Genomic DNA, 13,032 nt, shown 5'->3' with positions numbered 1-13,032 from the left:
ATAACAAGCATGAAACTGCTGATTGGTGACAAGAACTATTCGTCGTGGTCGATGCGTCCGTGGCTGCTGCTCACGCACTTCGGCATTCCGTTCGACGAGGAACTGATCCTGCTAAACGAAGCGGACACGAATGCGAAGATCCGCGCTCAGGCACCGCGCGGACCGGGCAAGGTGCCGTGCCTGATCGACGACGCCGGGCAGGCCGTGTGGGATTCGCTCGCGATCGCCGAAACGCTTGCCGAGCGCTTTCCCCAACACGCGCTGTGGCCGCGCGACGCGGCGGCGCGCGCGCATGCGCGCAGCGTCAGCGCCGAGATGCATTCGGGCTTCGGCGATTTGCGCTCGAACATGTGGATGAACATCCGCGCGTCGTTCCCGGGCAAGAACGCGACGCCCGGCGCGCTCGCCGACATCGCGCGGATCGAGACGATCTGGCGCGACTGCCTCGACACCTACGGCGGTCCGTTCCTGTTCGGCGAATTCGGCATTGCCGACGCGATGTACGCGCCGGTCGCGATGCGCTTCAACACGTGGAAGCCGGCGTTGTCGGCGGCCTCAGTCGCTTATGTCGAGCGGCTTACCGAGCTGCCCGCGGTCAATGCATGGATCGACGCCTCGCGCCGCGAAACGCACGCGATCGCCTATCAAGACGAATGCCCATGAATATCTATGCAGTAGGTGGCGCGGTCCGCGACGAACTGCTCGGCGTACCGGTGCAGGACCGCGACTATGTGGTGGTGGGTGCGACGCCCGAGCAGATGGTCGCGCAGGGCTATCGGCCGGTGGGCAAGGACTTTCCGGTATTCCTGCATCCACAGACGCACGAGGAGTACGCGCTCGCGCGCACCGAGCGCAAGACGGCGGCCGGCTATCACGGCTTCCAGTTTTTCTATGCGCCCGACGTGACGCTCGAAGAAGACCTCGCGCGCCGCGATCTGACGATCAACGCGATGGCGCGCGAGGTGCGCCCGGACGGTGAGCTGACCGGCCCGGTGATCGATCCATTCAACGGCCAGGCTGACTTGCAGGCGCGGCTGTTTCGCCATGTCAGCGATGCGTTCCTGGAAGATCCTGTGCGGATTCTGCGCATCGCGCGTTTTGCGGCGCGCTTCGTCGACTTCACGGTCGCGCTGGAAACGCTGGCGCTGATGCGCGAGATGGTCGCCGACGGCGAAGCCGATGCACTGGTGGCCGAACGTGTGTGGCAGGAAGTATCGCGCGGGCTGATGGAGAAGAAGCCGTCGCGGATGTTCGACGTGCTGCGCGACTGCGGCGCGCTCGCGCGGATTCTGCCGGAGATCGACGCGCTGTTCGGCGTGCCGCAGCGCGCCGACTATCATCCCGAGGTCGATACCGGTGTCCACGTGATGATGGTGCTGGACCATGCCGCGCAGCAGGGCTACACGCTGCCGGTGCGCTTCGCCGCGCTGACACACGACCTCGGCAAGGCGACCACGCCCGAGGAGCAACTGCCGCGGCACATCGGCCACGAGGGCCGCAGCGTCGATCTGCTGAAGCCATTGTGCGAGCGGCTGCGCGTACCGAACGAGTGTCGCGATCTCGCGGTGCTGGTCGCGCGCGAGCACGGCAATATTCATCGCGTGATGGAGATGGGGGCGGCGGCGCTGGTGCGCCTGCTCGAGCGCAGCGACGCGATCAGGAAGCCGGCGCGCTTCGCCGAGGCGCTGCAAGCCTGCGAGTCCGATGCGCGCGGGCGGCTCGGCCTCGAGATGAGCGAGTACCCGCAGGCCGAGCGGCTGAGGGTGGCGTTAGTGGCCGCGCGAGGCGTGGATGCGGGAGCGGTGGCCAAGCGGCTCGCCGATGCGCCGGCGGGCATCAAGGACGCCGTGCATGAGGAGCGGGTGCGCGCGGTGGAAGCGGCGCTTGCCTGAAGCGGCGCGCGGTGCCTACAGCACCCGCGCCAACAGCGACAACAGTATCGACAGCACCAGCGTCGACATGAACGGAAACGGATACTCGCGGCCGAACAGCCGCAAGGTCACGTCGCCGGGCATCCGGCCGATGCCGAGCTTCCTCAGCCAGGGCCAGCACGACGACAGCACCGCGACGGCGACGAAGGTAGTCAAAAGCCAGCGAATCATCGCGAGTCCTCGAACCTGAGCGGCTTCACAATCACAGCGTATGCGAGCGGTCGCCGCTCGAAAAGGCGCGCAGCGTATCGTCGAGTCCGCGCGAAAACGCGATCACCTTGAAGAGCTCGCCCATCTCCGCCTCGGACAGCAGCTTCTGTACCGCGTTGGCCGCTGGCAGAAAACGCCTGGTGTCGGCGGGATCGATTTCGCCGAGCACCTCGGTGACGCCCGCGTTCAGCAGGAAGCGCGCTTGCGACGTGAAGCCGAGCAGATCTGCGCCGGTCTCGACGCCCGCCTCGGCGATGCCGGTGAATTCGACGTGCGCTGTGATGTCCTGCAGACCGGGGTACAGGAACGGGTCGCCGTGCGCGCGATGCCGGTAGTGGCACATCAGCGTGCCCTGCGCGCGCTGATCGTGGTAGTACTCGTGGCGCGGAAAGCCGTAGTCGATCAGCAAGATCGCGCCGCGCGCGAGCATCGTGCAGATCGTGCGCGTGAAGGCGCGCGCGGCTTCGTGCGTTTCGGTCACATAGCCGTCGCCGGCGTTCTCGCGATCAGTATCGATTTCGGTCAGCAGCGCTTGATCCGCGGCGGCCGCGACGGGTCGGTCGTCGAACCCGAATGCGCCGTCGCGCCACACCACGCCGCGCTCGTGCCAGACAGCGCCGTTATGCGCGAAGAGCCGCACCGGCATCGCATCGAGCACCTCGTTGCCGATCACCACGCCTTCGAAGCGCTCCGGCAGCGCGTCGAGCCAGCGCACTTTGGCGAGCAGCGCGGGCGCGGCCGCCGCGATCGTTTCGCGCTGCCGCTCGCGCAGTTCACCCGATAGATCGACGATCGAATAGCTGGCGAATTCGGCGCCGAGCGTGTCGAGCGCATTGAGCAGTCCCGCGGCGAGCTTGCCGGTGCCGGCGCCGAACTCCATCACGTCGCGCGTGCCGCTCGCCTCCAACGCTTCGGCGACCGGGCGCGCGAGCGTCGCGGCGAATAGCGGCGACAATTCCGGCGCGGTGACGAAGTCGCTGCCGTCGTCGGCGCGCAGGCCGAATTTGCGCGCACCGCCGCTGTAGTAGCCGAGCCCCGGCGCGTACAACGCGCGCTCCATGTAGCGGTCGAACGGCAGCCAGCCGCCGGCCGCGTCGAGCTGTGCGCGGATTTCGGCGACGAGCGCGTCGGACTGCGCGAGCGCGCTCGGGCCGGGAGCAGGTAAACTATCGGGTTGGTGAGCTTTCGGATTCATCCCCGCATTGTAAATGACCGTTTCTCCGGACATCGCTGCCCGCGCCGCCGAAGCGCCGACTGAACCGCCCCGCGTCGTGCTGATTACCGGCGCCGCGCGCCGCATCGGGCGCGCGCTCGCTCTCGGCTTCGCCGCACGCGGCTGGGACGTGGCCGTGCACTACGGCGCCTCCCGCGAGGACGCCGACGAAGTGGTCGCACAGATCGTCAAGCTGGGCCGCCGCGCAGTCGCACTGCACGCCGAGCTCGGCGACGAAGCGCAGGTCGCGCGGCTGCTGCCGGACTGTGCCGCGGCGCTCGGACGGCCGTCGTGCATCGTCAACAACGCGTCGCGCTTCGAGGAAGACACGGCGCGCGACGTCGGCTATGACCTGCTGCTGAAGCTGACCGCGATGAACGTCGGCGCGCCGCTGGTGCTCGCGCGCATGCTTTACGAAGCGACGCCCGATGCCGCGTTGCGCGACGAAAGCCAGCGCAGCGTGGTGATCAATGTGCTGGACCAGAAGCTATACAACATGAACCCGGACTATCTGTCGTACACGCTGTCGAAGGCGGCGCTGCAGACCGCGACGGTCGCGCTCGCTCAGGCGCTCGCGCCGAAGGTCCGGGTGGTCGGGCTCGCGCCCGGCCTGACGATGCAATCGGGCGACCAGACCCAGCACGGGTTCGAGGCCGCTCACCGTATGACGCCTCTGGGCCGTGCGTCGCGGCCCGAGGATATCGTCGCCGCCGCGCTGTATCTCGCGGATGCAGCCGGCGTCACCGGAACGACGCTGGTGGTCGACGGCGGGCAGCATCTCGTGCCGCTGCCGCGCGACGTAATGTTTTTGACGGGCGCCTGATACACGCGCGCGGCCGGCCTTCGAGGCCGCCGTCGCGTGTAGCGCAGCGTCCCTTTGCGTGCCCGCACGCTTTTTTGATTGGAACGAACATGTTTGCCGCTCTTTCGCACCCCCGGCTCGCCGATTGCCGCCGGCTGTTTCTGCGCAATTACGAAGTGCACATCAATATTGGCGTGCACGACTTCGAAAAGCGCGGCGAGCAGCGCGTCGTGATCAACGTCGAACTGTTCGTGCCGCTCGCGATGTCCACGCCGGTGCACGACAAGCTCACCGAAGTCGTCGACTACGACTTCATGCGCTCGACGATCGCCAGGCGCGTGTCGCAAGGCCACATCCATCTGCAGGAAACGCTGTGCGACGACCTCGTGCGCGTGATGCTCGAACATCCGCAGGTGCGCGGCGCGCGCGTGTCGACCGAGAAGCCGGACGTGTATCCGGACTGCGATGCGGTCGGTGTCGAAGTCTTCCGCATCAAGGAGGACTGAGCGATGAATGCACCGGAAATGCTGAACGCAGGCAACCAGGCCGCCGAGACCAGCGCGGCGCCGAACGCGGCGCGCGCCCCGAAATCGCCGCTCACGCGCCGCGAACAGAAGGAAGCGTACGAGAACAACAAGCTGTTCAAGCGCCTCGCGCGCCAGGTCGGCCAGGCGATCGGCGACTACAACATGATCGAGGACGGCGACAAGGTGATGGTGTGCCTGTCGGGCGGCAAAGATAGCTACGCGATGCTCGACATCCTGATGCGGCTGCGCGAGCGCGCCCCGATCAATTTCGACATCGTCGCGGTCAACCTCGACCAGAAGCAGCCGGGCTTCCCCGAACACGTGCTGCCCGAGTATCTGACCCAGCTCGACATCCCGTTTCACATCGAGAACCAGGACACCTACAGCATCGTCAAGCGGCTCGTGCCGGAGGGCAAGACCACCTGCTCGCTGTGCTCGCGGCTGCGGCGCGGCATCCTGTACCGCGTTGCCGGCGAGCTCGGCGCGACCAAGATTGCGCTCGGCCACCATCGCGACGACATCCTGCAGACGCTGCTCTTGAACCTGTTCTACGGCGGCAAGCTGAAGGGCATGCCGCCCAAACTGCAATCGGACGACGGCAAAAACATCGTGATCCGGCCGCTCGCCTACGTGAAGGAAACCGATCTGGAGAAGTACGCGGAGCTGCGCGAATTCCCGATCATTCCGTGCAATCTGTGCGGTAGCCAACCAAACCTGAAGCGCGCGGAAATGAAGGCGCTGGTGCGCGACTGGGAGAAACGTTTCCCGGGCCGCATCGAGAACATGTTCAATGCGTTGTCGAACGTCGTGCCGTCGCATCTGATGGATCACCAGCTGTTTCCGTTCGCGGGGCTGCGCGCGACCGGCGAGGCCGACCCGCAAGGCGACATCGCGTTCGACGAAGAACCGTGCTCGACCGGCGACGAAGGCGCGCCGCTCAGCGGCGCGAAGACCATTCCGCTGGTCCAGTTCGACGAGCTGTAACGAGTGAAAATTGCTTGTTTTGGCGGCATTCCGGCGGTTTTTCGCTGGCTTGCGCGCCCTGCGGAGGCCGCGTCTGCGGCCTTTTTTGCAGGTGCAGCATGATAGAATCGTCCGCTCCAAACTCGTCTATTTGCCGACGCCATGAACATCGTCATTTTGGCGGCAGGTACCGGCAAGCGCATGCGGTCCGCGCTTCCCAAGGTGCTCCATCCTCTGGCCGGCCGGCCGCTCCTCGCTCATGTCATCGACACCGCCCGCGCGCTTAAGCCCGCGCGCCTGATCGTCGTGATCGGCCACGGCGCCGAAGCTGTGCGAGAAGCTGTCGCCGCGCCCGATATCCAGTTCGCGGTGCAGGAGCAACAGCTCGGCACCGGCCACGCGGTGCAGCAGGCGCTGCCGCTGCTCGATCCTTCGTCGTCCACGCTGGTGCTCTATGGCGACGTGCCGCTCACGCGCGCGCAAACGCTGCGTGCACTGACAGAGCGGGCCGGCCAGGACGGCTACGGCGTGCTCACCGTCACGCTCGACGACCCGACCGGCTACGGCCGCATCGTGCGCGATCAGCACGGCAACGTGCAGCGCATCGTCGAGCAGAAGGACGCGAATCCCGAGCAGCTGAACATCGCTGAAATCAACACCGGCATCATCGTCGCGCCCACCGCGCGCCTCGCCGGCTGGCTCGCGGCGCTCAAGAACGATAACGCGCAAGGCGAGTTCTATCTGACCGATGCGGTCGAGATGGCGATCGAAGCCGGCCTCGAAGTCGTCACCACGCAGCCCGACGACCAGTGGGAAACGCTCGGCGTCAACAGCAAGCAGCAGCTCGCCGAACTCGAGCGGATTCATCAGCGCAATGTCGCCGACGCGCTGCTGGTCGCGGGCGTGACGCTCGCCGACCCCGCGCGCGTCGACGTGCGCGGCACGCTCGAATGCGGCCGCGACGTATCGATCGACGTCAACTGCATGTTCGAAGGCCGCGTGTCGCTCGCCGACAACGTCAGCATCGGGCCGAATTGCGTGATTCGCAACGCGCGTATCGGCGCGGGTACGCGCGTCGATGCGTTCACGCACATCGAAGGCGCGGAAGTCGGCGCGAATGCCGTTGTCGGTCCGTATGCGCGCTTGCGCACAGGCGCGGCGCTTCAAGACGAGTCTCATGTAGGGAACTTCGTCGAGATCAAGAACGCGGTGCTCGGTCATGGCTCGAAAGCCAACCACCTCACCTACATCGGCGATGCGGATGTCGGCGCGCGCGTGAACATCGGCGCGGGCACGATCACCTGCAACTACGACGGCGCCAACAAATTCCGCACCGTGATCGAGGACGACGTGTTCGTCGGCTCGGACACGCAACTGGTCGCACCGGTGCGCGTGCAGCGCGGCGCGACGATCGCGGCCGGCACTACGGTGTGGAAAGACGTCGCCGCCAACGCGCTGGTGTTGAACGATAAAACCCAGACGAGCAAGACGGGCTACGTGCGCCCTGTCAAAAAGAAAAGCTGATCGATACGGCGTGTCCACGAGGCGCGCTCACTGAATCCGGCACTGAAAAGGAATACACCATGTGCGGCATTGTCGGCGCGGTTGCGCAACGTAACATCGTTCCCGTCCTGATCGAAGGACTGCGGCGCCTCGAATATCGCGGCTACGATTCGTGCGGCGTCGCCGTGCTTGGCGCTCGTGGGCCGAGCCGCGCACGCAGCGTCGCGCGCGTCGCCGACCTCGACGCTCAGGTGCGCGAAGGTCACCTCGAAGGCGTGACGGGCATCGCGCATACACGCTGGGCCACGCATGGCGCACCGGTCACCGATAACGCGCACCCGATCTTCTCGCGCGACGCGCTGGCGTTGGTACACAACGGCATCATCGAGAACTACGAGACCTTGCGCGAAATGCTTCGTGGCAAGGGTTATGAGTTCGTGTCGCAAACCGACACCGAGGTTATTGCTCACCTGATCCATAGCCTGTATCGCGGCGACCTGTTCGCCGCGGTGCGCGAGGCGATCGCGCAGCTGCACGGCGCGTATGCGATCGCGGTGCTGCATAAGGACCAGCCGCATACGGTGGTCGGCGCCCGCCAGGGCTCGCCGCTCGTAGTCGGACTCGGCGACGGTGAAAACTTCCTGGCCTCGGACGCGCTCGCGCTCGCGGGCAGCACCGAGCGCTTCATCTTCCTCGAGGAAGGCGACGTCTGCGAACTGTCGCTCGATGGCGTGCGCATCGCCGATCGCCAAGGCGAGATCGCGCAACGCGAGGTGCGTCAGGTCGCGGCCTATGGCGGCGCGGTCGAACTCGGCCCGTATCGCCACTTCATGCAGAAGGAAATCTTCGAACAACCGCGCGCGATCACCGACACGATTCCGCAAGCCGACGCGTTCGATGCGTCGATCTTTGGCGAAGGCGCACGCCAGGTGTTCGCGGACATCGATAGTCTGCTGATTCTCGCGTGCGGCACCAGCTACTACTCGGGACTCACGGCCAAGTACTGGCTCGAATCGGTCGCGAAGATTCCGACTCAGGTCGAGATCGCGAGCGAGTATCGCTATCGCGAGTCGGTGCCGAATCCGAAGTCGCTGGTGGTGGTGATCTCGCAGTCGGGCGAAACCGCCGACACGCTCGCGGCGCTCAAGCACGCGCAGGAACTCGGCCACAAGCACACGCTCGCGATCTGCAACGTCGGCACGAGCGCGATGGTGCGGCAAACCGAGTTGTCGTTCCTCACGCATGCGGGCCGCGAGATCGGCGTTGCATCGACCAAGGCATTCACGACCCAGCTGGTCGCGCTGTTCACGCTGGCGGCCACGCTCGCGAAGCTGCGCGGCCGCCTGAACGACGAGCAGGAAGCGAGTTATCTGAAGCAGTTGCGCCACCTGCCGGCTGCGCTCAACAGCGTGCTCGCGCTCGAGCCGCAGATCATCGCGTGGTCGGAGGAGTTCTCGCGCAAGGAACATGCGTTGTTCCTCGGACGCGGCATGCACTATCCGATCGCGCTCGAAGGCGCGCTGAAGCTCAAGGAGATTTCGTATATCCACGCCGAGGCGTATCCGGCCGGCGAGCTGAAGCACGGGCCACTGGCGCTCGTGACCGAAGCGATGCCGGTGGTGACGGTCGCGCCGAACGACGCGCTGCTCGAAAAGCTAAAGTCGAACATCCAGGAAGTGCGCGCGCGCGGCGGCGAGCTGTATGTGTTCGCCGATGCGGATACGAAGATCGTCAACGACGAAGGACTGCATGTGATCCGGATGCCGGAGCACTATGGCTTGCTGTCGCCGATCCTGCACGTGGTGCCGCTGCAGTTGCTCGCGTATCACACCGCTTGTGCGCGTGGCACGGATGTGGATAAGCCACGCAACCTGGCGAAGTCGGTGACGGTGGAGTGACGAAGCCGAAGACGTAACGGCGCGAACGAACCAGGCCGCACAGGATCGCGCCAAATCAGCCGCACCACCATGCGGTGCGGCTGACCAAACATCCACCGCTCCAATCGGCATCTGTGGTCCCACGATGCCTCGTCGTGACGACGCCACATCGACTACCCTCTGTCGACATCCCCGTGGCCTCGTTACTATGAAGACCTCATCTCCCAACACGCTCACCGAGAGGCTCAAGTTGCGAGTCGGACTGATCGCGCTGTTCGTCGGTTCGATGTGGGCCGTGTTCTTTCTGTCGGTTGCGCTGCCGTTCCTGCATCTGGACGAACACGGCGTCGTGCCGCGTTCACTCGATGGCTTGCAGGGAATTCTGTTCGCGCCGTGGCTGCATGCGAGCGTAGGGCACATCGCGGCCAACACGAGCGGGCTCGTCGTGCTTGGCTGGCTGTGTACTTGGCCGGACATCGGCGGCTTCTGGCGCGCGACCATCGGCGCGATGCTCGGCGCCGGTCTTTGCGCGTGGCTCTTCGGTGCGCCGTATTCGGTGCACATCGGCGCAAGTGGACTGGTGTTCGGCTATGCGGGTTACCTGGTCGCACGCGGCTACTACACGCGCAATCTGGTGTCGATCCTCGTGGCTCTAGTCGTGGTCGGCAGCTACGGCTTGAGTTTGCTGTTCGGTGTGCTGCCGATCTATCCCGATGTGTCGTGGCAGAGCCATATCGGCGGCGTGATCGGTGGTGTGCTCGCGGCGCGTTCGGGGGCCGGGGCTGCGCGCCGGGTGCGGGCGCGTTGACGGAGATCTCCGGTTCGTTGGGATGGGCCCGGTTCGAGGCCGTATCGGCCTACAACTCCGGCCGCGCCAGATCGCTCGCGACGATATGTTCGCCATACACCTGAGCGGCCGCGAGCGCTTCGACGCGGGTTGGATGTGGGCCCAGTTCGGGCGCCCCGTCGAACGGAAACAGTACGCGGCCGTCGGTCGTGCGCACGACCTTCAACACGCCGAAGAAGCGTCGATAGCCGGCCATCTTCGCGCTCGCCGAAATCTCGAAGTCGTCCTCCGATGTGCCGGGGACGCTGGGAATAAACGCGGTCTTGCTCATAGCTGAAAACATCGGTTGTTCATCGAGGCGGTGCGCAACGAGACGCACGGCCGACGCGCATTGTCTCAAATCCGCGCGAACCATGATGCGAGCAGGTGACCCGTCGCCGCGCGATCGAGCGCTTCGAGCCTGAAGACCCGAGCCTTCATCCGCCCGCGAGCAGGTCCGATTGCTACCTCCTCGACGCAAAAGTGCAACTAACTGAACATGGGTTGCACGGCAAAACGCTGTTTGACCAGCCCGCGCCGGTCGCTCTGCGCGTGAACGTCGACATGACCGACGCGCCGCTGACGCGCAAAACGGACGAGCGTCTGGTCTGGCCCGAGCCTGATATCGACGTCGCCGCCGCGGTCCTCGTGACGCTGACCGACGGTTATGACCTGAAGGCCAAGGCGGGCAAATACGCGGATCGAAAAACCCGAAGAGTTCTGGTCACCCTTGATTTAAAAGACAAAAACTGTCGACGATAGGCGCCGCCCGGCACAGCGGCGCTATAATGCGCGGATCTTTGCTTCCTCAAACGTCCGCTATGAGCCGGTTACTTTGCCTGATCGTGCTTTCGCTCGGCCTCGCGCAAACCGCGTCGGCCGACGAAAACACCGACCGAATATCGGCGTACCTGACGCGGAAGTTCGGTGTTGGCAAAGAAAAAGCTCAAAAGATCTCCGACGCGGTGCAATCCGCCGCCAACAAATACTCCCTTCCTCCGGCGCTGCTGCTCGCCATCATCTCGATCGAATCCCGCTTCAAGGAAAAGGCCCGCGGCGCCAATGGCGCGACGGGCCTGATGCAGGTCGTGCCACAGGCGCACCGCGGGCTGCTGCGCAATGTGAAGGACCTGACCGAACCGGGTGCGAACATCGAAGCCGGCTCGGCGATCCTTTACGGTTACATGCGCTCGGCGAACGGCGATCTGAATATCGCGCTAAAGAGCTATGGCGGCTCGAAGGCCTACGCGCAGAAGGTGAATCTGCGCGTCGAAGATTTCGCGGCGGTTGCGACGCCCGCGGACGGCGCTTCAGGAGCCGCTGGACGGGCCCCGTCGTGCGAAGCCGACCGTTGCGCCGGCGTGAACCCGTGGGCCGACGCGTTCAGCGTGCCGGCGGCGCTCAATACACCTGCGGCGAGCGGCGCGGCCGCGGCATCGTCGGTCGCGGCCTCGGGGTCGACTTCGGCCGCAACAGCGGGTTCGACGCGCTCGACATCGAACTAGGCGCGCTCGCGCGGCCCGGTTTCGCCCCGTATGCGCTGCGAAGGCCGAGCGGCGTGCATCAAGTTGAGGTGCTGCGTTACCCGTTGTAATGGGGTTCCGGCTCCTGCTTGCACGCTTTTTACGCACGTGGCGCTGCCCGCTCTACAATGCATTCCCATTCGCGCTCATGAGGCGCTTCTTGCACCTGATCATGCAGATCCCCTTCTCCCGCACCACCGCCGCGGCCCTGTTCGGCCTGTTCGCGCTCACGGCATGCAGCAGTAGCACGCCGCAACCCAAATTCACTCAGGAACTGTTCGAAACCGGCGCAAGCCCGTACGCGCGCAATTTCAATTCGAGTACCGGCGATAGCTGCGAAGCCGCGCGCCGCGCACTGCTGAGCCAAGGCTATCTGACGACGATGTCGCGCCCCGATACCGTCGACGGCACGAAGAATTTTCAGCCGACCGGCGATTCACACGTAGTCGTCGAGTTTCACGTCGTCTGCACGTCCGGCGAAGAGGCGGCCGATACCAGCATCGTTTATGTGAACGCGGTGCAGAACGGCTTCGCATTGAAGAAGAGCGATACGTCGGCGAGCGTCGGGCTCAGTGTCCTCGGTTCGCTGTCGCTGCCGATTCGCTCGAATAGCGACGCGATGGTGAAGATCTCGAGCGAAACGATCCCGTCTGGCAAGTTCTACGACCGCTTTTTCGGCCTCGTCGATCATTACTTGCAGACGGTCGTGCGTACGCAACCGGTGACGAGCAGCTCGATCGAAACGCGCACGCTGCCGATGCAGGTAGCCACGCCGCTGCAGCTGACGATTCCTGACCCGGTCCCCGAACCGGTACCTGCGGCCGCTCCAGCTGCCGTTCAGTCGACGCCGGCGCCAGTGCAGTTAACCGCGCCCGCGCCGGTTCCGTTAACGACGCCGTCGCCGTCCTCCCCGGTGCAACCGATAGACCCGATCGGCCAGGCCGCAGCGATCGCACCCGCGAGCGGCACGGCGCCGGTGCCGTGACAGCGGCGCAGCGGCTTTCGCATCGAGGCTGATCAAGATCCGATCAGCCTCTGAATGAGGCGCGCAGCGAGATTCACCTTATGGTGTTTACTTGATACGTATACATACGTAGTAGTAGTTAACAAGGGTTAACCGATTCTGTGGATAAGTCGCAAATGTCGCGGCGCTTCAACATCCTGCGAAACCGATAACCCTGCGGAACACATCGGTAGAAAAACTACATAACTGGGATAAGTTCGAACACGCGTTAACCGACCCCGCCTTTATCAAGATTTCGCGCACAGGCTGTTCGTTGCGCTATCCCGAAGTTATTCAGAGGTCGCTGTGGATAACTACTGCCTCCAAACGACACTTCCTGTCGCCCGTCCCAACGCTTCGCGCGATGCGAAGCGCTCGCCAACGCACAGAGTTTCGCCTACCGAACGCGCACATTGATAACGCGGTACGAAGATTGCGCGCGTTCTTATTGCAAGCGCAACTGTTGCTATTTCGTCAAAACCATTTGCCCGGCGAACAATCCGGCATAGAGTTAAAGTGCTTTGTGAGGTTTCTGGTGCAGTGCGGGGGATGTATGAAACGCAGATCAGCACGACAGCTAGTCCGTCTTCTCTCGGACCTTCGACATGCGGCCCATTGCAGATCGTTGCGCGCAGCCGCGACCAATCGGATGAT

The 13,032-nt window shown here is 64.6% G+C and carries 14 protein-coding genes; 11 read left to right on the top strand and 3 right to left on the bottom strand.

Going from position 1 to position 13,032, the window contains the following annotated elements:
• The first annotated feature begins 9 nt into the window (after positions 1 to 9).
• Both GCT19_RS16500 and GCT19_RS16495 read left to right on the top strand, forming a co-directional pair.
• Positions 10 to 663 carry a glutathione S-transferase family protein gene (locus GCT19_RS16500; RefSeq protein ID WP_018432562.1) on the top strand — a complete coding sequence of 218 codons (654 nt, stop codon included), beginning with the start codon at positions 10 to 12 and terminating at the stop codon, positions 661 to 663.
• Entirely contained in the window at positions 660 to 1,892 is a 1,233-nt protein-coding gene (locus GCT19_RS16495; protein WP_152852539.1) for a multifunctional CCA addition/repair protein, read from the top strand. Before GCT19_RS16500 ends, GCT19_RS16495 begins: the two co-directional genes overlap by 4 nt.
• A gap of 15 nt (positions 1,893 to 1,907) precedes the next feature.
• On the opposite strand, the gene GCT19_RS16490 is transcribed toward GCT19_RS16495, so the two are convergent.
• Both GCT19_RS16490 and GCT19_RS16485 read right to left on the bottom strand, forming a co-directional pair.
• The gene (locus GCT19_RS16490; RefSeq protein WP_013090808.1) at positions 1,908 to 2,102 is read right to left on the bottom strand and encodes a DUF2905 domain-containing protein; all 195 of its coding nucleotides are present in this window, start codon (positions 2,100 to 2,102) and stop codon (positions 1,908 to 1,910) included.
• Positions 2,103 to 2,133: 31 nt separating this feature from the next.
• Complete coding sequence (locus GCT19_RS16485) at positions 2,134 to 3,336, bottom strand: class I SAM-dependent methyltransferase (RefSeq protein WP_018432564.1); 1,203 nt, start codon at positions 3,334 to 3,336, stop codon at positions 2,134 to 2,136.
• A 13-nt stretch (positions 3,337 to 3,349) separates the two neighbouring features.
• Here GCT19_RS16485 and GCT19_RS16480 point away from each other — a divergent pair, with 13 nt between their 5' ends.
• The 6 genes from GCT19_RS16480 to GCT19_RS16455 all read left to right on the top strand — a co-directional run bounded on the left by GCT19_RS16480 (position 3,350) and on the right by GCT19_RS16455 (position 9,834).
• Complete coding sequence (locus GCT19_RS16480) at positions 3,350 to 4,177, top strand: SDR family oxidoreductase (protein WP_018432565.1); 828 nt, start codon at positions 3,350 to 3,352, stop codon at positions 4,175 to 4,177.
• 89 nt (positions 4,178 to 4,266) lie between these two features.
• Positions 4,267 to 4,662, top strand: coding sequence for a dihydroneopterin aldolase (locus GCT19_RS16475; RefSeq protein WP_018432566.1), 396 nt, complete (start codon positions 4,267 to 4,269; stop codon positions 4,660 to 4,662).
• A gap of 3 nt (positions 4,663 to 4,665) precedes the next feature.
• Positions 4,666 to 5,667: a tRNA 2-thiocytidine(32) synthetase TtcA gene (ttcA, locus tag GCT19_RS16470; RefSeq protein WP_152852538.1), complete on the top strand. Its 1,002-nt coding sequence runs from the start codon at positions 4,666 to 4,668 to the stop codon at positions 5,665 to 5,667.
• A gap of 141 nt (positions 5,668 to 5,808) precedes the next feature.
• On the top strand, positions 5,809 to 7,170 hold the full coding sequence (glmU, locus tag GCT19_RS16465; RefSeq protein ID WP_152852537.1) for a bifunctional UDP-N-acetylglucosamine diphosphorylase/glucosamine-1-phosphate N-acetyltransferase GlmU: 1,362 nt from the start codon (positions 5,809 to 5,811) through the stop codon (positions 7,168 to 7,170).
• Positions 7,171 to 7,229: 59 nt separating this feature from the next.
• Complete coding sequence (gene glmS, locus GCT19_RS16460; RefSeq protein ID WP_152852536.1) at positions 7,230 to 9,047, top strand: glutamine--fructose-6-phosphate transaminase (isomerizing); 1,818 nt, start codon at positions 7,230 to 7,232, stop codon at positions 9,045 to 9,047.
• Positions 9,048 to 9,234: 187 nt separating this feature from the next.
• On the top strand, positions 9,235 to 9,834 hold the full coding sequence (locus GCT19_RS16455; RefSeq protein ID WP_152852535.1) for a rhomboid family intramembrane serine protease: 600 nt from the start codon (positions 9,235 to 9,237) through the stop codon (positions 9,832 to 9,834).
• A gap of 49 nt (positions 9,835 to 9,883) precedes the next feature.
• Here the strand turns inward: GCT19_RS16455 and GCT19_RS16450 are convergent, their stop codons facing one another.
• Positions 9,884 to 10,144 (bottom strand): DUF6723 family protein, encoded by a 261-nt coding sequence (locus tag GCT19_RS16450; RefSeq protein ID WP_018432571.1) that lies wholly within the window; start codon positions 10,142 to 10,144, stop codon positions 9,884 to 9,886.
• Positions 10,145 to 10,239: 95 nt separating this feature from the next.
• Between GCT19_RS16450 and GCT19_RS42745 the strand changes: the two genes are divergently transcribed.
• The 3 genes from GCT19_RS42745 to GCT19_RS16435 all read left to right on the top strand — a co-directional run bounded on the left by GCT19_RS42745 (position 10,240) and on the right by GCT19_RS16435 (position 12,360).
• Positions 10,240 to 10,614 carry a hypothetical protein gene (locus tag GCT19_RS42745; RefSeq protein WP_193727402.1) on the top strand — a complete coding sequence of 125 codons (375 nt, stop codon included), beginning with the start codon at positions 10,240 to 10,242 and terminating at the stop codon, positions 10,612 to 10,614.
• Positions 10,615 to 10,673: 59 nt separating this feature from the next.
• Positions 10,674 to 11,357: a lytic transglycosylase domain-containing protein gene (locus tag GCT19_RS16440; protein ID WP_018432573.1), complete on the top strand. Its 684-nt coding sequence runs from the start codon at positions 10,674 to 10,676 to the stop codon at positions 11,355 to 11,357.
• Positions 11,358 to 11,547: 190 nt separating this feature from the next.
• Entirely contained in the window at positions 11,548 to 12,360 is an 813-nt protein-coding gene (locus GCT19_RS16435) for a DUF2242 domain-containing protein (RefSeq protein WP_152852534.1), read from the top strand.
• The last annotated feature ends 672 nt before the right edge of the window (positions 12,361 to 13,032 follow it).

Source organism: Paraburkholderia atlantica (assembly GCF_009362785.1).
GTDB classification, from domain to species: domain Bacteria; phylum Pseudomonadota; class Gammaproteobacteria; order Burkholderiales; family Burkholderiaceae; genus Paraburkholderia; species Paraburkholderia atlantica.
The sequence above is the reverse complement of the archived record's forward strand: the minus strand, read 5'-3'. Positions and strand labels throughout refer to the sequence as shown.

What these genes read in the sequence shown, in the direction of transcription:
- GCT19_RS16500 (WP_018432562.1), top strand. Translation starts at nt 10, where the DNA reads ATGAAACTGCTGATTGGTGACAAGAACTATTCGTCGTGGTCGATGCGT.
- GCT19_RS16435 (WP_152852534.1), top strand. Translation starts at nt 11,548, where the DNA reads ATGCAGATCCCCTTCTCCCGCACCACCGCCGCGGCCCTGTTCGGCCTG.
- GCT19_RS16455 (WP_152852535.1), top strand. Translation starts at nt 9,235, where the DNA reads ATGAAGACCTCATCTCCCAACACGCTCACCGAGAGGCTCAAGTTGCGA.
- GCT19_RS16495 (WP_152852539.1), top strand. Translation starts at nt 660, where the DNA reads ATGAATATCTATGCAGTAGGTGGCGCGGTCCGCGACGAACTGCTCGGC.
- GCT19_RS16475 (WP_018432566.1), top strand. Translation starts at nt 4,267, where the DNA reads ATGTTTGCCGCTCTTTCGCACCCCCGGCTCGCCGATTGCCGCCGGCTG.
- GCT19_RS16485 (WP_018432564.1), bottom strand. Translation starts at nt 3,336, where the DNA reads ATGAATCCGAAAGCTCACCAACCCGATAGTTTACCTGCTCCCGGCCCG.
- GCT19_RS16490 (WP_013090808.1), bottom strand. Translation starts at nt 2,102, where the DNA reads ATGATTCGCTGGCTTTTGACTACCTTCGTCGCCGTCGCGGTGCTGTCG.
- ttcA (WP_152852538.1), top strand. Translation starts at nt 4,666, where the DNA reads ATGAATGCACCGGAAATGCTGAACGCAGGCAACCAGGCCGCCGAGACC.
- GCT19_RS16440 (WP_018432573.1), top strand. Translation starts at nt 10,674, where the DNA reads ATGAGCCGGTTACTTTGCCTGATCGTGCTTTCGCTCGGCCTCGCGCAA.
- glmU (WP_152852537.1), top strand. Translation starts at nt 5,809, where the DNA reads ATGAACATCGTCATTTTGGCGGCAGGTACCGGCAAGCGCATGCGGTCC.
- GCT19_RS16480 (WP_018432565.1), top strand. Translation starts at nt 3,350, where the DNA reads ATGACCGTTTCTCCGGACATCGCTGCCCGCGCCGCCGAAGCGCCGACT.
- GCT19_RS16450 (WP_018432571.1), bottom strand. Translation starts at nt 10,144, where the DNA reads ATGAGCAAGACCGCGTTTATTCCCAGCGTCCCCGGCACATCGGAGGAC.
- glmS (WP_152852536.1), top strand. Translation starts at nt 7,230, where the DNA reads ATGTGCGGCATTGTCGGCGCGGTTGCGCAACGTAACATCGTTCCCGTC.